This is a genomic window from Leucobacter sp. G161, from assembly GCF_001482305.1.
GTDB lineage: Bacteria > Actinomycetota > Actinomycetes > Actinomycetales > Microbacteriaceae > Leucobacter.
On the sequence record NZ_LOHP01000061.1, the window covers coordinates 24,268 to 41,004 of the forward strand.

Consider the following 16,737-nt stretch of genomic DNA (forward strand, 5'->3'; position numbering starts at 1 on the left):
CACCACCACACCATCGTTCTTGAAAGGACACCATCATGAAGAAACTGCTCAACGCCTCGTTCATCTACATGCTCGTTGGGGTCGCCTCGGGCCTCTTCTACCGCGAGTTCACCAAGCTCAACGATTTCCCGGAGGGGCAGTTCACCCAGCTCGGGCTCGCACACACGCACCTGCTCACGCTCGGGTTCATCGTGCTCCTCATCGTGCTCGGACTCGAGAAGGTGTTCACGATCTCAGCGAGCCCGAAGCTCTTCGCCTGGTTCTTCTGGCTCTACAACGCGGGCGTTGTGCTCACTTCGGCAATGCTCATCTGGCACGGCAGCCTCACTGTGCTCGGTGAGGAATCCACGAAGATGATCTCGGGGATCGCCGGCCTCGGCCACATGTTCCTCGCTGCGGGAATGATTGTGCTCTTCGTGGCGCTGCGTCGCGCGGTGGTGCGGGAGCGCGTCTAAGCTTGCGGTCACGCGGTCGGCGGCGGCGAAGAGCCGCCGACCCCCAGCCGGAGGTATTCGCATGAACGGCCCGATCAAGACTGTCACCGTCGCCACCGCTGGTGCGCTGCTCGGGCTCGCGATGGTGCTGGTAGCTGGGATCCTCGCCGTGCACAAGGAACTCCTGCCGGCCGGCGGCCGGGTCAATCTTCTCGCGACGGAGACGATCGCAGCCGGCGTGCCAGTGCGGCCGGTCCTGCCCGTAGCTCTCCTCGCGCTGCTCTGTGCCGCCTGTGCCCTCTTTCTCGTGTGGGTGACACTCAGACGGAGCCGGGCAACGGCGACAGCGCTGACGGGAGGGTTCACCGTGGCCGTGGCGCTTGCCGGAGGCTGGGGCCTGGCCACCGGTCCCGCCGTCGGTATCGAGTACGCGCTGTTCGCGCCGATCTCGCTTGGTGCAGAGTTCGGTCTGCGCACCTGGGTGAACGCCGCAAGCCTTGAGCCAGGGGGGTGGGCCGCCGCGATCATTGCGTGCGGCGCACTGTGGTTCACCCGCGCAAGAACCAGCACCTCTACTCTTTCCACTGTGGAAAACCAGTGATCCTCTTTCCGGTATGGAAAAAGAGCCCGCTCCCGCCGAGTCTCTGACCGCACTCGAAGCCACGAGACAGCTCAATGCCAAGCGGCTCCAGCGCCCCAAGCGCTACTGGACGATGCTCGGCCTCATGCTCGCGGTGTTCGCACTCATGCCGTACATGCGCAATTGGCCGCCGATCCTCCAGTACATCACCCCGGTGATCCTCTTGCTCGGCATCGCCGCGTTTGCGGCGTGGAAGCAGCCGACCGCGGTGCGCAAGATCCGCCTCTCCGGCGGCATGAAGCTCACGCTCATCGGGTTCGCGCTGCTCGGCGGCATCCTTGGCGGGCTCAGCAACGCGCTGTACGCCGAGCACGGCTGGCGGTGGCTCCCAGCCACCGCAGCAGTGACACTGTTCATATTCGTACGGTTTGGCGGCAGAGCGATGGACCGCTCCTGGGCGAGGCGGGCGAGCCGTGGCGAGCACTGACCACGCCGGGGCTCCTGGGGCTGGGCTCGACCCGGTGATCCACCCGCTCCCCCGCCTACGGATCTGCGCGCTGCTCGACCCCGTGACCGAGGAGGAGTTCGGCGCGCTGCGCGACCTGCTCGGTGTCTCTGACTCGGCGCTGAGCAAGCAACTCGCCGCGCTGAGCGATGCCGAGTACACGGGCCAGCGCCGGGCGATCCGCGGGGGCCGAAGCCGCGTGTGGGTAAGGCTCACGCCGCGGGGACGCCGCGCCTTCCGCGCACACGTCGCCGCGCTCACCGAACTTGCCGCGATCCACCCGTCCGGCTCTGCCCAGCGCACCAACAAGGAATAGACAGGTACCCCCTGCCGCCTCCCGGCTCGCTGCCCTAGTGTGGAGACATCATCGTCCGCAGTTCGGGAGCACGGGGGCAGCACATGAGCACAGGCAGCATCGTCATATCGGGTTCCTCAGGGCTGGTCGGAGGGGCACTCGTGCGCTCGCTCCGCGCGGACGACATCGAGGTCCTGCGGCTCGTCAGGCATGCACCCCGCGCCTCCGACGAGATCCGCTGGGACCCCGAGCGCCCGCTCGATCCCGCGGTGCTCGCCGGCGCGAGCGCTGTCGTGAACCTTAACGGGGCGAGTATCGGCAAGCTGCCGTGGACGAAGGGCTACCGTCAGCAGCTCATCGATTCCCGCATCGCATCCACGCGTACGATCGCGACCGCGATCCGCGAGCTCGGCGACGATGCACCGCACTTCGTCTCGGCCTCCGCGGTCGGCTTCTACGGCGACCGCCCGGCCGAACGCCTCACCGAAACCGACGTGCCGGGAGACACCTTCCTTGCCGAGCTCAGCGTCGACTGGGAGGCAGCCGCGCTCGAGGCCGGCCCCGCCGCGCGGGTCGCGCTGCTGCGCACGGCACCGATCCTGCACCCGCAGGGCGTGCTCAAGCCCCTCATGCTCCTCACCCGTCTCGGCGTGAGCGGACCGCTCGGCGGCGGGCGGCAAATCTGGCCGTGGATCTCCCTCCCCGATGAGGTTCGCGCGATCCGCCACGTCATCGATACAGGGCTCACCGGGCCCGTCAATCTCACCGGCCCAGAGGCCGCGAGCGCGAACGACATCGGCCGCGCGATCGCGGCGGAGCTCCGCAGGCCGTACCTCGTGCCAGCACCGAAGTGGGCGCTGCGACTCGCGCTGGGGCGTGACGCCGCCGACTCGTTACTGCTCAGCGATGCACGCGTCGTGCCCGCGGCACTGCAGGACTCGGGCTTCGATTTCGAGCACCCGACGGTCGCCGTCGCGGTGGCCGCGGCGCTCGCGAGCTAACCAGCCCCGCCTTCACCGCGCTCGCGCGGGGCGAGCTTGATCGATTCGTAGGCGGCGAGCGCCCGCACTCGCGTCTCGCGGAGGTCGACGAGCTGCGGCAACATCACCGACTCCGGGGCCCACCGGTCGACGTAGCGCCCCTCGGGATCGAACTTTTTCTGCTGCGTCTCCGGGTTGAAGACCCTGAAGTACGGTGCCGCATCGACCCCGCAGCCAGCGACCCACTGCCAGTTGAACGGGTTGCTCGCGGTGTCGGCGTCAACGAGCGTGTCCCAGAACCAGGCCTCGCCGACGCGCCAGTCGGTGAGCAGGTTCTTCGTGAGGAACGACGCGGTGACCATGCGCACCCGGTTGTGCATGAAGCCGCTCTGCCACAGCTCTCGCATGCCCGCATCAACCACGCCGAAGCCAGTCTCGCCGCGCTGCCAGGCGGTGAGCTCGCGCGGATCGGGCCGTCGCCACGGGAATCCGTCGAACTGTGGGTTGAGGCCGCGCTCGTGCAGTCCAGGCGCGGCTTCACCGGCGGCGTCGAGGCCGGAGTGATGAAACAGCGTGTGCCACGCGAACTCGCGCCAGCCGAGCTCGGAGAGGAACATTCCGACGTCGACGCCGGTCTCCGTGGCCGCAGCGAGCGCCGTGTGCCAGACGGTGCGGGGGCTCATCTCGCCCCACCGGAGATACGGCGAGAGCTCTGACCCAACGTCTACTGCCGGGAAGTCCCTGCGCGCCCGATACTCGGGTGCGCGCTCCTCGAGGAAGCGGTCGAGGTGGGCAAGCGCAGTCTGCTCGCCGGGGATCCAACGGGCGGCCAGTCCGCCAGCCCAGTCAGGCGTGGTCGGCTGCAGCTCCCAACTGTCGAGGCTGTCGCTCGCGGGCTGGTGCGCGGCAGGCGTGAGCGTTTCGGGTGCCGGCAGCGGCTCGGCGGGAGCCGGCTGCGCGAGACAGGCACGCCAGAACGGGGTGTACACGCGGTACGGGGTGCCGGTCGCGGTGGCCACGGTCCCGGGCTCAAACAGCAGTCCGCCGTGGAATGAGTGTGCCGCGATCCCGCGCCCGCGCAGAGCGGCTTTGAGTCGCGCATCCAGGTGGCGTTCGGCGCCGTAGCGACGGTTCCACAGCACCCGATCGGCTCCGCACTCGTCGACGACGTCGCCAACGACGCGTTCAGCGGGGCCGCTGCGCAGGACGAGCGGGACCCCCATCGCAGCGAGAGAAGCTCGCAGCTGGGCGAGCGACTCGTGCAGCCACCAGCGCGCCGCGCCGCCGAGCGGTCGGGTCTCCGCGGACTCTTCGTCGAGTACGTAGAGGGCAACCAGGCCGGCTGGATCCGCAGCCCCCGCCCTGAGCGCGGCGTGGTCTGCGAGCCTGAGGTCGTCCCGAAACCAGATGAGTGCTGTCACCGCACCAGGATACTCGCGGCACGTGTGCCTTGCATGAGGTGCACCCGGGCAACCTCGAACGGGGGTAAAAACCACACGATTGGCGACAAAGCCCGCACACCTTGCCCGTTTCTCGTGTTAAGTAGAGGTTCGACAGCTATGAACCAGACGAAGGAGTCACGATGAGCGGTATCGACCTGTGGGGCACGGACGCAGCAACGCACGCTGAGGGATTCAACACTTGGCCGACGCTTGCAACGCAGGGGGTGAAGATCGTCGAGTTCGCTGACGACTTCACGCGGGCGGTGATCCGCATGGACATCACCGAGGAGAATGCGAACTACATGGGTACCGCGTTCGGCGGCTCACTGTTCTCGATGCTCGATCCGTTCCTCGTGATCCTGTCAGTCAATCAGCTCGGCGGCGACTACGTCGTCTGGGATAAGGCGGCCGAGATCGAGTTCGTCGCCCCCGGTGTCGATTCGGTGCACGCAACCATCGAGATGCCTCCTGAGACCGTCGCCGAGCTGCGTGCGGCGGCGGAGGGCGGCAAGAAGGTACTGCGATGGTTCGAAATCCCAATCACCGCGAACGACGGCTCGCTCGTCGCGAACGTGCGTCGGCAGCTGTACGTGCGCGAGCGTCGCAAGGACGCCTAACACAGGCAGCGAGCGCGAGCCCGGCCCCGGCCTGCAGCCACGGCCCGGGTTCGCGCTCTGTGTTGTCGAGCATGCGGCCACGCTGATAGGGTTCGTTCGTGCAGTTTCGCAGCTGCCATCCCGCGTGTTCGACCGAAGTGAGGTGATATCCGTGACCAGTGACAGTTGTAGTCCTCGGCCGGATCTCGTGTTCGCCCGCTTCGCGCACCTCACGGCGTAGCGGCTCACTCGCCGTCCGGCTCCCTCTCGGGCGCCGCACTCGCATCGCGCCCGCATTCTGTTTTGCGTGCGCTGCGCTACCGCGTGCGCGCCCCACGGCGAAGGAGCGACGCCATGACCATGCCACCCGCACAGACCCAGCCGGTCACGATCCAGCAGACGAAGACGCAGGACGAACTCGTCGACAGCATCACCCAGCTGTACGCTGCCCGCGATCTCAGCGCGATCACTCGCGAGCTGAGTCCGGTGCTCGCGCCCGACATCATCCCGGTGTTCGAGCGGTTGAGCGGCAAGCAGCGCGCGGTGATGTACCGGCTGCTCCCGAAGGATCGGGCGGCGGAGGTCTTCGAGATCCTCGATCCCGCGCTGCAGAGCGACCTGCTCCACGGCCTGCAGGACGCGGAGGTCGCGCAGCTCTTTAGTGATCTCGACCACGACGACCGACTCTGGCTGCTCGACGAGGTACCCGCGGCGCTCGCGACCAGACTGCTGCGCGGCCTCCCGGAGCAGGAGCGCGTGCTCACCTCTGCGCTGCTCGGCTACCCGCAGGGCAGCGTCGGCCGGCGCATGTCGCTCGAGTATGTGTCGACGCGGGCGAGCTTCACGGTCACGGAGACGATGGATCGGCTGCGCGAGCGGCTCGACGACGCCGAGACCGTGTACACGATCCCGGTACTCGATGATTCACGCCACGTGGTCGGCGTCGTGAGCCTGCGCGAGCTGCTCGCGGCCGACGGCGCTCTGGTCATCGCTGACATGATGAACCCGGTGCACACGGCGGGCGCGATCGAGGACGCGGAGCAGGCTGCCAGGCGCTGTGCGGATCGCGCGCTGCTCGCTCTGCCGATCGTGGATCGGGAGGATCGCCTCGTGGGCATGCTCACGATCGATGACGCGACCCGTATCCTCGAGCACGAGGAGAGCGAGGACGCGGCGCGTCAGGGCGGCACCGAGCCGCTCCGCCGCCCGTACCTCTCGACGCCGGTCGGTGCGCTCGTGCGCTCGCGCGTGATCTGGCTGCTCGTGCTCGCGGTTGGCGCGACGCTCACCGTGCAGGTGCTGTCGGTGTTTGAGGCGACGATCGAGCAGGTCACCGTGCTTGCGCTCTTCGTGCCGCTGCTCATCGGCACGGGCGGCAACACCGGCAACCAGGCGGCGACGACCGTCACGCGCGCCCTCGCGCTCGGCGACGTGGGATCGCGCGACTTCTGGCGAGTGCTCACCCGCGAGCTGCGCACGGGCGCGATGCTCGGGCTGCTGCTCGGCACGCTCGGCTTCGCGATCGCAGGCGTTGCGTTCTCGGTCGAGATTGGGCTCGTCATCGGGCTGACACTGCTCGCAGTGTGTACCCTCGCGGCGGCGGTCGGCGGCTGCATGCCGCTGCTCGCGCGCGCGGTGAAGGTCGACCCGGCCGTGTTCTCGAACCCGTTCATCTCGACTTTCGTTGACGCGAGTGGCCTCATCATCTACTTCCTCATCGCGCGCACCGTCCTCGGGCTCTAGCGGGCAAGCCCCGCTCACCAGCTACCAAGGTCTGGGGTGCCAGCCGACCCCGCTTCGAGTACGCCCTGGACTGGTGACAGAAGCCGCCACTGGCCGCCGTCAGCGGTAAGGAACAGCATGACCTCCCCCTCGACGTCGAGCGGGTCGCCGTCAGGATAGAGCTCGCCACCCGTGCAGGTGATGGGGGTTGCGGCAACATCCAGGGAGGCGCCAACCTCGGCCGTTCCTTTGAGGACGCTCGTCACCGCGACCGTGTGAACCGCAGCCCGGTACCCGAACACGTCACGCGTGGTGGCGGCTGGAGCGACGTTCCCCTCGACAACGAGTTCCGCGTCGTCAAAGGCCTCCTGCGGGGCCGAGAAGCTCGCCCAGGAGATACAGCTCGTCGAGCTCGGCGAGCTCGGCCAGAGTCCGCACCCGGTGAGGGCCGCCCCGAGCGCCGCGGCAACCGCCGCACAGCTCACGAATGTCACTCCCCTATGGCGCTGGGCGACGTGGCGCATTGCGGGATCCCTTCGGTCTGGCGGCCTGGCGGCCTGGCGGCCTGGGCAGTCTGACGTTCGATGAGCCTGGCGCTACGCGGATGCGCTGAGGCGTTGGCGCGGCGCGCAAGCGATCCAGCAGCCTGCCGTGGCCCCAATCTACCGGCGCCCCGGACCCCGGGCAACGCCCCGCCTGGAATACTTGTCCCCATGACTTCCGCAGCCCACAACGATCCGCCGCAGCCAGCGCGGGCAGCGCCGAGGGAGTTCGACCGCGTGCCCGAGCGGGTGCTCATCGCGGGGCTCACCGGGTCTGGCAAGACCACGTTTGCCCGCCGCCTCGCCGAGCGTTGGGGGCTTACGCACATCGAAATCGACGGACTGTACCACGGGCCAAATTGGACCCCGCGGCCCGAGTTCCTCGCCGATGTCGCCGAGTTTGCGGCGACCGAGCGCTGGGTGACCGAGTGGCAGTACACGAGCAAGGGGGCCGGCGCGATCCTCGAGCCCCGGGCACAGCTCGCGATCTGGCTCGACTATCCGTGGCATGTCGCCCGCAGGCGACTCGTGCGCCGCACTGTCTCGCGCAGCCTGCGGCGCACCAAGCTCTGGAACGGAAACCGCGAGGGATCACTGCTGCGCCTCGTGAGCCGCGACCCCGAGGAGAACATTCTCGCCTGGCAGCGCAAGACACAGCATGCCTGGCGGGAGCGCATGCCCGGCGCTCTCGCACAGAACCCGCACCTCGAACTCGTTCGGTTCACCTCCCCAGCCGAGGCTGCGGCCTGGCTCAGCGAGCAACCGATTCGTCCGGCCTCGACGCCGATCGTTCGAGGCGGCGGACGCCCGCGAGACTAAGGACCGCGAGCAAGAGCAGCATCGCGAGCCCAGCGAGCAGCCAGGGAAAAGCGATGCCGGTGCCGGCCGCGAGCGGACCGAGACTCGCACCAAGGAACAGGACGAAGCCGTTGAGGGCCATTCCGCTCGCCCGGTTGGGGGCGGCGCTCTCACCAAACAGCCCGATCATGACGGGGACCGCGAGCGCGACGCCGCTCACGAACAGCAGGCTGGCTGCAGCCAGCCCGACGAGCGATCCCGCGAGCAGCGCTTCGAGGACGAGGCCGAGCGCAGCGACCCCGAACCCTACCTGCGCAACTCGCGTGCGCCCAAGCCTCGCAACGAGACCGCTCGAAAGGAGCGACACGAACATTCCGGGGAGGCCCACGAGCCGCAGCACGAGCACCTGCGATGGTTCGAGACCGAACTCGGCGAGGTGCGGCCCGAGGGCGGTGTACATTGCGACGAGCGAAAACAGCAGCGTCACGTGTGCCGCCGCAAGGAAGATAACCGGTGGCTGGGCTGCGATCTCGCCGAGCAGCACAAACCGGCGCGCAAGGCTTGCGCTGCCGCGCTCCCGCGGTGACTCACGCAACCACACCACCAGAGCGAGGAACCCGAGTGCGAGGAGCAGACGGCCGGCGGCAAACGTGAGCCGCCAGCCGAACAGCACTGCCATCGCCTCAGGAATCGCCTGGCCACCGACGCCTGCGACGAGGAACGCAGTAGCCATCGCGCCGAGCGCCACCCCGCGGCGAGCTGGCGGCACTGCCTCCGCGAGATATGCGAGGGCGACGGGCGCGAAACTCGCGGCAACGAACCCCTGCCCGCCGCGCAGCACACCGAGCATGGTCACCGAAGAGGCGAGCGCGCAGGCGGCGGTGAGGATCGTGAGGCCCGCGAGTCCGAGCAGCAGGATCCGCCTCCGGCCGAATTGGTCGGCGAGCGGCCCCCAGACGAGAAACCCCACCGCATAACACAGGCTGAACGTTGTCGACAGCGCAAAGGTCACGTCCGCGCCGAGGTCGGCACTCACCGGCGCGATGAGCGGGATCGCTGAGTACAACTGCGTGAGCACCACGAGCGCGATGCTCACCAGGAGCGCGACGGCCCATCGAGTTGCCGGATACTCCAGCGTCGCCACTCCAGATGTTGCTCTTGTCTGCTCCATCGAGACCCCTTCCAACGCTGCCGTTGGAGTTGACTGTAGTACGCTAAACCCAAAGTAGCAACGGTGGCGTTGGAGAGTTCGCCGGACGGGGGCACGCATGGCATGGGATACCGAGGGCACACAGCAGAAGATCCTCGACGCTGCGGCCACCGAATTCGCGAGCCGTGGCCCCGACGGCACCACCATCGAGCGGATCGCGAAGGTCGCCGGCGTGAACAAGGAGCGCGTGTACAACGACTTCGGAGGGAAGCAGGCGCTGTTTGCCCGGGTGCTGCGCGAGGAACTCGCCCGCGTCACCCGCGACATCCCGCTATCGTCGTTCGCGGCCAACGACATCGGCGAATACGCCGGACGCGTCTACGACTATCACCGTGAGCACCCAGAGCTCAGCAGGCTCATGCGCTGGGAAGGCCTCGTCTACGACACTGAGGTTCCCGACGAAGCGCTCCGCCGCGACTACTACCGCGGCAAAACACGCGCTGTCGCAGCCACCCAAGAGACAGGAGCCGTTACCGCGGAGTTCGACGCCGACCAGCTCATATTCCTGGTGCTCTCGCTCGCCGGCTGGTGGTCAGCGGTTCCGCAGGTTGCCAGGATGATCGCAGGCCCCGAGAGCGATGCCGAGCACGAGCGGCGACGGGCTTCCGTCGTGCTCGCGGCCTGGCGACTCGTCGCCCCGAGCGAGGATCCTGAGCGCCGATCCTGCGAGCGCCGCCCCGGCTACCAGCCCTCGGTGAGCACCCGGTCGAGCTGCGCGACCATGAAGTCGGCGCTCTCCGCGCTGAGCGTCAGCGGCGGCTTCACTTTGAGCACGTTCGATCGCTCGGAGGTCGTGAGCACGACGACGCCGAGCTCACGCAGCCGCTCGCAGATCGCCGCAGCCTCGGCAGTTGCAGGCTCGAGCGATGCACGGTCGCGCACGAGCTCGACCCCGAGGTACAGGCCCTCGCCGTGGATCGGTCCGACGATTTCGTGCCGCTCAGCGAGCTCACGGAACCCTTCCGCGAGCCGCGCCCCCACCACGGCCGCGTTCTCCTGCAAGCGCTCGTCGCGCATTGCGTCGAGCACCGCGATCCCGACTCGACAGGACAGTGGGTTGCCGCCAGCAGAAGAGAAGAACTGGCCTTGGCTGGCGAGGGCGTCAGCGATCGCCTTCGAAGTGATCACCCCGCCTATCGGGAACCCATTACCCATGGGCTTCGCAATCGTCACGATGTCGGGCACTACGCCCGACTGCTCGAAGCCCCAGAAGGACGAGCCCATGCGCCCGAAGCCGACCTGCACCTCGTCAGCGATGCAGAGCCCGCCGGCGGTGCGCACGCGCGCATAGGCGTCGGCGAGGTAGCCGTCGGGCAAGAGAACTCCGCCCGCGTTACCGAGCACCGACTCGCAGACGAACGCCGCGACCTCGCGCCCCTCGGCGGCGAGTCTGGCGAGGTCGTTGCCGAGATCGGCCGCGTAGCTCTCGCCCACCTTCGGATCGCCGGCCTCGCCCCGGTACGTGCCGCGGAAGCGGTTCGGCACGTCGGCTACGTGCACCCAGTCGGGCCGGTTCTCGAGCGCGAAGGGGTTATCGTATGCGCTCGTGGTAACCGCATCGCTCGCCATCGTCCAGCCGTGGTACGCCTCGCGAAGCGCGACGACGGTTTTGCGCCCGGTCGCGGCCTGCGCAAGTCGCAGCGCGAGAGCGACCGCCTCCGAGCCGCTGTTCACGAGCAGCACGGTATCGAGGCCGGAGCCCTCGGGCAGCAGCGCGAGCAACCGCTCGCTATACTCGGCAAGCCCGCGGTAGAGGAAGCGGGAGTTCGTATTGAGGATGCGCGACTGCCGGCTGATCGCATCCGCGACTCCGGGGTGGCCGTGGCCGAGCCCGGTGACGTTGTTCACCATGTCGACGTAGCTGCGGCCGGTCGTGTCCACGAGGTGGTGTCGCCAGCCACGCTCGATCTGCATGGGGCTCTCGTAGTAGCGTTCCTGCGCGCTCGCGAAGATCCGCTCCCGCCGAGCCAGTTCATCGTCAGCCTCGTCGCGCTGCGCGAGCGAGGGGATCCCGAGCAGCGGTGCCGGATCCTGCGTGAGCCTGCGCCAGGCGGGAACCCGCTCCGGCGAGACACACTGTGCGCGGCCAGTGGCGGGTAGCGTGACCGTGAGGATCGCGGGGGCGAGCCCCGAGACCGCGTCTGCGCGGCAGAGCATGAACGCGAGCGGGCGCGGCTCAGCGGAGTCGGGTAGCGATCCGACGAGCTCGCCTGCGAGGACCTCGGAGCCGCTCGCAACGGATGGCGTCGCACCATCGATCGAGACGAACCAACCGTCACCCGTGTCGATGAGCAGGCCCCGGCCAGTCACGGACACGACGGTGCCCGCGAGCGGGGTCGCGACGGCGAGTTCCGCCCCGGGAGCAAGCCACGCTTCGGTGCCGAGGGGCCAGGTCTCCGCAGCGTCGGCCGCATCGATCTTCGCGCGCGTGAGCCGGTACACCCCGTAGGGCAGCACTGCCGCGGCAGCCCCATCGGCGAGAGCTGCGGCGGCTAGCTGGGCATCCGCGTCAGCAGCGAGCCACCTGCCGGCGTCGAGCGCGTCGGCCTCGACGCCCGGATCCAGCACAGCGACCTCACCCTGCAACCGCGGCAGCAGCGCACGCAGCGGGGACACCGGAAACTCGGTGGGCGCGGGGATCGCAGGAGCGGCCTGCAGCTGCAGCCCGCCGCCGGAGCTCGCTGCGCCGATGAAGCCGAGGCGCGCCAGCACCTGTTCGGTCATCTCGGTGAGCGGGTATCGCGTGGCGGCGTCGAAGATCGCCTGCTCGCCAGCGATGCGCTCGCGAGCGTAGTCGTTGTCGCCGTCGATCGCGAGCTGCCGCCAGCCACTCGCGACGAGCAGCGCTGCGCGCAGCACGACGAGCGGCCACAGCGCACGCGCTTCCGGCGTTGCGACTGGGGCCGCCGCGTGGAAGGTGTCGACGGCCGCAAGCGCACGCAGTGGCCGGTCGGCCTCGTGGTGCAGCAGCGACGATACGGTGACGGCGAGCTCCGCGATCCGCCATCCCGAGGAGAGATCGCCAAGGTCGAGCACCGTGTGCGGGTGCAGCCGCGTGTCGTCGCCGCGGAGTCCGATGACATTGTCATCGGTGAGGTCGCCGTGGATCGCTTGAACGGGCAGCTCCGCCGCCACGGCAGCAAGCGCCCGCTCTGCCTCCTCAGCGGCCCCCAGCACCCGGTCGCGCAGTGCCTCGTCAGCGATCGCCGGTGCGAGCTCCACGGTCTGCGCGTACGCGACGCGCATGTCCCACATGTGGTCACGCTCGAGGCCCGGATGGCTGAGCTCGGCGAGTGCGTTGACCGACGCCGCAGCCAGCGCACCGAACTCGCGGATCACGACGGGCGCGAGGTACCCGCAGTTCACAAGCGACTCCCCCGCGATGAACTCACTGCGGCGCACCGCCAGCCCGCCCCACCGCTGCACGAGCGCGCCGTCGACTCCGGGGAGCACGGCGGGCACCGATACCCCGGCGGCACGGTAGGCGTCGAGGGCCAGATGCTGGGCTTCGCGGGCCGCATCGTCGAACACCGGGTGGTCAACGCGGAGCACCGTGCAGGTGCCGTCGGCCTCTTCGAGCACGAAGTTCCGATCCTGGTTACTGCCGAGCTCCCGCGCCACAACGTCGACCCCGTAGTGGTCACTCGCGATGGCCGCGGCATCGGTCTCGGTTACGTCGGGCCGAACGAGGCCGCCGGTGGGTTGCGTCACGAGGAAACCGCCTTTGGGATCGCGCACGAAACGCTCGGCGATTCTGTGCGGGTTCTATCTGGTGCGCAGGCACTAGGCCTGACGCGTCTATCAATTATGCGGGACGAGGCTGACGATGGCGCCGCCTCGGCGGGAAGCTACTCGCCGAGCAGTTCTGCGATTGCCGGCGCGAGCTGCGTGAACGCACGGGTGCGATGGGACACCAGGTTCTTCTCCTCGGGCCGCATCTCGGCAGCGGAGCGGCGCTCGCCCTCCGGCTTGAAGATCGGATCGTAGCCGAACCCATTCTCGCCGATGGGCTCCGTAAGCAGTGATCCCGCCCACACGCCGAGTTCGCACACCTCGTCGCCCTCGGGTGTGACAAGCGCCGCAGCACACACGAAGCCGGCGCCGCGATGCTCCTCAGCAATGTCGGAGAGCTGCTCAAGGAGCAGCTGCACGCTCGCCTGGTCGTTGCGCGCATGCCCGCCCCACCGCGCGGAGAAAATCCCCGGGCTCCCACCGAGTACCTCGACTGCGATACCCGAGTCGTCCGCAAGCGCGGGAAGCCCCGTGTGCGCGGCCGCGGCGCGCGCCTTGAGCAGCGCATTGGCTTCGAAGCTCAGGCCGTCTTCAACGGGCTCGGGGCCGTCGTAGCCGATGAGCTCGATCCCCGGGATGAGCGGCTCGAGCACAGCCCGCAGCTCAACGAGCTTGTTGGCGTTGTGCGATGCAAGAACGATAGTGCGTGTCATAAGTGACTCCAAAGGATGTTCGGGTGAGGCCGAACGTACCAGTTCTAGTGTGAAACGGACGACTATTCGGCGAGCGCCGCGATCTGCAGCGCGGTGAGCTCCGAGGTGCTCACGAGAGCGAGGTCGAGCAGCGAATTCAGCTCGGCCCGGTTGAACGGGGTGCCCTCGGCGGTGCCCTGCACCTCGACGAAGTCGCCAGCGCCGGTAACAACGACGTTCATGTCGGTCTCGGCTCCCGAGTCCTCGATGTAGTTGAGGTCGCTCAGCGGCACGCCATCGACAATGCCGACCGAGATCGCTGCAACCGTGTCAATGAGCGGCTTCGCGTTGCGCGCGATGTGACCGTTCGTACGCGCCCACTCGACTGCGTCAGCGAGCGCGACGTAGGCACCAGTGATCGAAGCGGTGCGGGTGCCGCCGTCAGCCTGCAGCACGTCGCAGTCGATCACGACGGTGTTCTCACCGAGCGCCTTGGTGTCGATAATCGCGCGGAGGCTCCGCCCAATGAGGCGGGAAATCTCGTGCGTGCGGCCACCGATCTTGCCGCGCACCGACTCGCGCTGCATCCGCTCGTTCGTGGAGCGCGGCAGCATCGAGTACTCCGCAGTGACCCAGCCGGTGCCCTTCCCCATGAGCCAGCGAGGCACACCGGGGGTGAACGATGCGGTGCAGAGCACCTTCGTGTTCCCGAACGAGATAAGCGCCGAGCCCTCTGCCTGCGCACTCCAGCCGCGCTCGATCGTCACCTCGCGCTTCTGGCTCGGCGTACGTCCGTCAACACGGGTGATCTCGGTCATGTTTCCTCCGAAGGGGTGTGCATCAAATCGATGGCTGGGGTGTGTCCGTTGACTACGGCATCGAGCGAATCCCCGCCAATGCCGAGCATGCGCCGTGCGAGCCGCACAAACTCGTCGGTGTCGCCACCGGTGGTCTCATAGCGGATCGTCGGCGGGCCCGCGGCCGGGTCGCGCAAAAGACTGTGTTCGGTGAGCTTCTCGAACACGAGGTTCGCAGTCTCAATGTCACTGGAGACGAGGGCGACGTCGGGCCCGACTACCTGGCGGAGCGCGCCGCGCAGGAACGGGTAGTGCGTGCACCCGAGGACGAGCGTGTCGATCTGCTCGTCGATCAGTGGCCGCAGGTATTCTTCAGCGACGCGCAGCGTTTCCTCGCCACTCGTCTGTCCCGCCTCGACGAGCTCTACAAACCGCGGGCAGGCCTGCGATGACAGCGTCACGTTCGGACTCCCCGCGAAGTGCTCGGTGTACGCCCCCGACTGAATGGTGGCCGTCGTGCCAATGAGCCCGACCCTGCCGTTTCGGGTAATCGACAGCGCGCTCCGAGCGGTCGGACCGATCACCTCAACAACGGGAACGTCGTACCGCTCGTAGGCATCGCGCAGCACGGCCGCCGAGGCCGTGTTGCAGGCAATAACGAGCATCTTCACACCCGATGCCACCAACCCATCAAGGATCTCAAGCGCGAGCCGGCGCACCTCAGCGATCGGCCGCGGGCCGTACGGAGTGTGCGCGGTGTCAGCCGCGTAGAGGATCGACTCGTTCGGCAGCTGATCACGGATTGCGCGCGCAACGGTCAGCCCCCCAACGCCCGAGTCGAATACCCCGATGGGAGCATCAGCCGAAATCGCGCGTGTACTCACAGCACAAGCTTACCGGCTCGACACTTCCGCTCCCGCTGCGGCACAACAGTGCGGTTATTTCACCCAAGTCTTCCGATGAAACTCGGTCAGCCCGTGGTCAGCAATACCGGCATAGTGGGCGGCCGCGCCGTATCCCTTGTTCGACGCCCAGGAGTAGTGCGGGTGTGTCTCATGCGCATCACGCATCACCGCGTCGCGGGCCACCTTGGCCCGCACCGATGCCGCGGCGACGCTCGCGCAGGCTCGATCCGCCCCGACCCGCGTCACAATATTCAGGGGCGAGCGCAGCACCGGGCTCAGCCAATCGTGCGAGCCGTCGAGAATGATGAGGGCTTGATCCACCGCGACTCCGGCCGCGTGGAGCTCGAGCAACGCGCGCCGGGCAGACTCACCCAGCATCGCGGTGATCCCACGCTCATCGATCTCGGCAGCGGTGGCAAAGCCCACCGCACCAACGCCCCACTCGTTCACGAGCGGCGCGATCGTCTCACGCTTCTTCTCGCTGAGCAGCTTCGAATCACGCAGCCCCGCAGGAAACTCGGTCACGCCGGCGAGCACGGCCTGTGCTCCAACTGCGACCGGCCCTGCGATCGCACCCCGCCCAACTTCATCGAGGCCGATCACTACCTGCGCGCCGCGCGCGAAATAGTCGAACTCGACCGCAAGCGTCGGATCCTTACTCGGCGCACCCGACACGTTACTGGGCACGCGCCTCATCAACTCCGGTAAACGTCGAGTCGGGTCGGCCCATCCAACCGAAGTGCTCGAGCGGCCAGTTCAGCAGGAACGCACGACCGACGATCTCATCCTCGGAGACGAAGCCCTTGCCCGGCTGATCCTGGTTATAGCGGGAATCCTTGCTCGCGTACCGGTTATCGCCGAGCACCCACACGGAGCCTTCGGGAACGGTCACGTCAAAGTCGATGTCGGAGGAGCGAGTCTTGCCCTCGGGGATCACAATGTACGGTTCGTCGAGCGGCACACCGTTCACCATGATGCGGCCGTTCGCGTCGCAGCAGGTGACCCGGTCACCGCCGACGCCGATCACGCGCTTCACGACGTAGTCATGGGTGGTGTCAGCTGCGAGCCCAACCGCCTGGAGTACTTTTTCGATCGGAGTTGGCGTCGTCGCCATCGCCTTCGGGTACAGCCATCCGCCCGGATCCTTGAACACCACGACATCGCCCCGCTTCACATCAACGACGTCCGGCACGAGCTGGTTCACGAGGATCCGGTCGTTGACCTGCAGGGTCTGCTCCATCGAGCTCGACGGTATGTAGAAGCTGCGCACCAAGAACGTCTTGAGCAGGAACGAGATGAGGAACGCAACCACCAAGATAATGACCAGGTCCCGGATAAAACCGAGAAGGCCTCCACGCCGTCGTTCCGCGGTCTCGCTCATGCTTGGCTCTCATCCTTCTTCGCAGGCCGCGTGCGTAGCGCGCACGGTAACAGTGTGTGCGCAACGCGCACGTACACGGGCGTGCTCAGCGCACGCGGAAATACAACAGTACCGACAGAACAGGCC

At 67.7% G+C, this 16,737-nt stretch carries 17 protein-coding genes and 1 pseudogene; 9 read left to right on the forward strand and 9 right to left on the reverse strand.

Annotation, left to right across the window (positions count from 1 at the left end):
- The first annotated feature begins 35 nt into the window (after positions 1–35).
- From AUL38_RS09090 to AUL38_RS09110, 5 genes are all read left to right on the forward strand, one after another.
- Complete coding sequence (locus tag AUL38_RS09090; protein ID WP_059061318.1) at positions 36–455, forward strand: DUF2871 domain-containing protein; 420 nt, start codon at positions 36–38, stop codon at positions 453–455.
- Positions 456–516: 61 nt separating this feature from the next.
- A complete protein-coding gene (locus tag AUL38_RS09095; RefSeq protein ID WP_059061319.1) occupies positions 517–1,035 on the forward strand; it encodes a hypothetical protein in 519 nt (172 codons plus the stop codon).
- 13 nt (positions 1,036–1,048) lie between these two features.
- Positions 1,049–1,501, forward strand: coding sequence for a hypothetical protein (locus tag AUL38_RS09100; RefSeq protein ID WP_059061321.1), 453 nt, complete (start codon positions 1,049–1,051; stop codon positions 1,499–1,501).
- On the forward strand, positions 1,488–1,835 hold the full coding sequence (locus AUL38_RS09105; RefSeq protein WP_059061322.1) for a transcriptional regulator: 348 nt from the start codon (positions 1,488–1,490) through the stop codon (positions 1,833–1,835). Before AUL38_RS09100 ends, AUL38_RS09105 begins: the two co-directional genes overlap by 14 nt.
- A gap of 83 nt (positions 1,836–1,918) precedes the next feature.
- On the forward strand, positions 1,919–2,815 hold the full coding sequence (locus AUL38_RS09110) for a TIGR01777 family oxidoreductase (protein WP_059061325.1): 897 nt from the start codon (positions 1,919–1,921) through the stop codon (positions 2,813–2,815).
- Here the strand turns inward: AUL38_RS09110 and AUL38_RS09115 are convergent.
- Positions 2,812–4,215: a deoxyribodipyrimidine photo-lyase gene (locus AUL38_RS09115; protein ID WP_059061327.1), complete on the reverse strand. Its 1,404-nt coding sequence runs from the start codon at positions 4,213–4,215 to the stop codon at positions 2,812–2,814. The two genes, AUL38_RS09110 and AUL38_RS09115, sit on opposite strands and share 4 nt — an antisense overlap.
- A 161-nt stretch (positions 4,216–4,376) precedes the next feature.
- On the opposite strand from AUL38_RS09115, the gene AUL38_RS09120 reads away from it, so the two are divergent.
- The gene (locus AUL38_RS09120) at positions 4,377–4,853 is read left to right on the forward strand and encodes a PaaI family thioesterase (protein WP_083506742.1); all 477 of its coding nucleotides are present in this window, start codon (positions 4,377–4,379) and stop codon (positions 4,851–4,853) included.
- Positions 4,854–5,186: 333 nt separating this feature from the next.
- A complete protein-coding gene (mgtE, locus tag AUL38_RS09125; protein ID WP_235590671.1) occupies positions 5,187–6,575 on the forward strand; it encodes a magnesium transporter in 1,389 nt (462 codons plus the stop codon).
- A gap of 14 nt (positions 6,576–6,589) precedes the next feature.
- Here mgtE and AUL38_RS09130 read toward each other — a convergent pair whose 3' ends face one another.
- Entirely contained in the window at positions 6,590–7,078 is a 489-nt protein-coding gene (locus AUL38_RS09130; protein ID WP_059061329.1) for a hypothetical protein, read from the reverse strand.
- A 189-nt stretch (positions 7,079–7,267) separates the two neighbouring features.
- On the opposite strand from AUL38_RS09130, the gene AUL38_RS09135 reads away from it, so the two are divergent.
- Positions 7,268–7,915 carry an AAA family ATPase gene (locus AUL38_RS09135; RefSeq protein WP_201023724.1) on the forward strand — a complete coding sequence of 216 codons (648 nt, stop codon included), beginning with the start codon at positions 7,268–7,270 and terminating at the stop codon, positions 7,913–7,915.
- On the opposite strand, the gene AUL38_RS09140 is transcribed toward AUL38_RS09135, so the two are convergent.
- Complete coding sequence (locus tag AUL38_RS09140; RefSeq protein WP_083506743.1) at positions 7,848–9,065, reverse strand: MFS transporter; 1,218 nt, start codon at positions 9,063–9,065, stop codon at positions 7,848–7,850. The two genes, AUL38_RS09135 and AUL38_RS09140, sit on opposite strands and share 68 nt — an antisense overlap.
- 97 nt (positions 9,066–9,162) lie before the next feature.
- On the opposite strand from AUL38_RS09140, the pseudogene AUL38_RS16840 reads away from it, so the two are divergent.
- Positions 9,163–9,720 (forward strand): annotated as a pseudogene (locus tag AUL38_RS16840) (TetR family transcriptional regulator); the annotation flags it as partial.
- Between the two features lie 65 nt (positions 9,721–9,785).
- On the opposite strand, the gene AUL38_RS09145 reads toward AUL38_RS16840, so the two are convergent.
- From AUL38_RS09145 to lepB, 6 genes are all read right to left on the reverse strand, one after another.
- Positions 9,786–12,815, reverse strand: a complete 3,030-nt coding sequence (locus AUL38_RS09145) for an aminotransferase (RefSeq protein WP_059061442.1) — start codon at positions 12,813–12,815, stop codon at positions 9,786–9,788.
- A 137-nt stretch (positions 12,816–12,952) separates the two neighbouring features.
- Positions 12,953–13,549, reverse strand: a complete 597-nt coding sequence (gene rdgB, locus AUL38_RS09150) for an RdgB/HAM1 family non-canonical purine NTP pyrophosphatase (RefSeq protein ID WP_059061334.1) — start codon at positions 13,547–13,549, stop codon at positions 12,953–12,955.
- Positions 13,550–13,611: 62 nt separating this feature from the next.
- Positions 13,612–14,346 (reverse strand): ribonuclease PH, encoded by a 735-nt coding sequence (gene rph / locus AUL38_RS09155; protein WP_059061336.1) that lies wholly within the window; start codon positions 14,344–14,346, stop codon positions 13,612–13,614.
- Complete coding sequence (gene murI / locus AUL38_RS09160) at positions 14,343–15,209, reverse strand: glutamate racemase (RefSeq protein WP_083506744.1); 867 nt, start codon at positions 15,207–15,209, stop codon at positions 14,343–14,345. The genes rph and murI overlap by 4 nt, the downstream gene beginning before the upstream one ends.
- Before the next feature lie 54 nt (positions 15,210–15,263).
- On the reverse strand, positions 15,264–15,917 hold the full coding sequence (locus AUL38_RS09165; RefSeq protein WP_235590672.1) for a ribonuclease HII: 654 nt from the start codon (positions 15,915–15,917) through the stop codon (positions 15,264–15,266).
- Positions 15,907–16,611: a signal peptidase I gene (lepB, locus tag AUL38_RS09170; RefSeq protein WP_059061339.1), complete on the reverse strand. Its 705-nt coding sequence runs from the start codon at positions 16,609–16,611 to the stop codon at positions 15,907–15,909. The genes AUL38_RS09165 and lepB overlap by 11 nt, the downstream gene beginning before the upstream one ends.
- Between the last annotated feature and the right edge of the window lie 126 nt (positions 16,612–16,737).

What these genes read in the sequence shown, in the direction of transcription:
- AUL38_RS09140 (WP_083506743.1), bottom strand. Translation starts at nt 9,065, where the DNA reads ATGGAGCAGACAAGAGCAACATCTGGAGTGGCGACGCTGGAGTATCCG.
- AUL38_RS09110 (WP_059061325.1), top strand. Translation starts at nt 1,919, where the DNA reads ATGAGCACAGGCAGCATCGTCATATCGGGTTCCTCAGGGCTGGTCGGA.
- AUL38_RS09135 (WP_201023724.1), top strand. Translation starts at nt 7,268, where the DNA reads ATGACTTCCGCAGCCCACAACGATCCGCCGCAGCCAGCGCGGGCAGCG.
- AUL38_RS09090 (WP_059061318.1), top strand. Translation starts at nt 36, where the DNA reads ATGAAGAAACTGCTCAACGCCTCGTTCATCTACATGCTCGTTGGGGTC.
- mgtE (WP_235590671.1), top strand. Translation starts at nt 5,187, where the DNA reads ATGACCATGCCACCCGCACAGACCCAGCCGGTCACGATCCAGCAGACG.
- AUL38_RS09100 (WP_059061321.1), top strand. Translation starts at nt 1,049, where the DNA reads ATGGAAAAAGAGCCCGCTCCCGCCGAGTCTCTGACCGCACTCGAAGCC.
- AUL38_RS09130 (WP_059061329.1), bottom strand. Translation starts at nt 7,078, where the DNA reads ATGCGCCACGTCGCCCAGCGCCATAGGGGAGTGACATTCGTGAGCTGT.
- rph (WP_059061336.1), bottom strand. Translation starts at nt 14,346, where the DNA reads ATGACCGAGATCACCCGTGTTGACGGACGTACGCCGAGCCAGAAGCGC.
- rdgB (WP_059061334.1), bottom strand. Translation starts at nt 13,549, where the DNA reads ATGACACGCACTATCGTTCTTGCATCGCACAACGCCAACAAGCTCGTT.
- AUL38_RS09120 (WP_083506742.1), top strand. Translation starts at nt 4,377, where the DNA reads ATGAGCGGTATCGACCTGTGGGGCACGGACGCAGCAACGCACGCTGAG.
- AUL38_RS09095 (WP_059061319.1), top strand. Translation starts at nt 517, where the DNA reads ATGAACGGCCCGATCAAGACTGTCACCGTCGCCACCGCTGGTGCGCTG.
- lepB (WP_059061339.1), bottom strand. Translation starts at nt 16,611, where the DNA reads ATGAGCGAGACCGCGGAACGACGGCGTGGAGGCCTTCTCGGTTTTATC.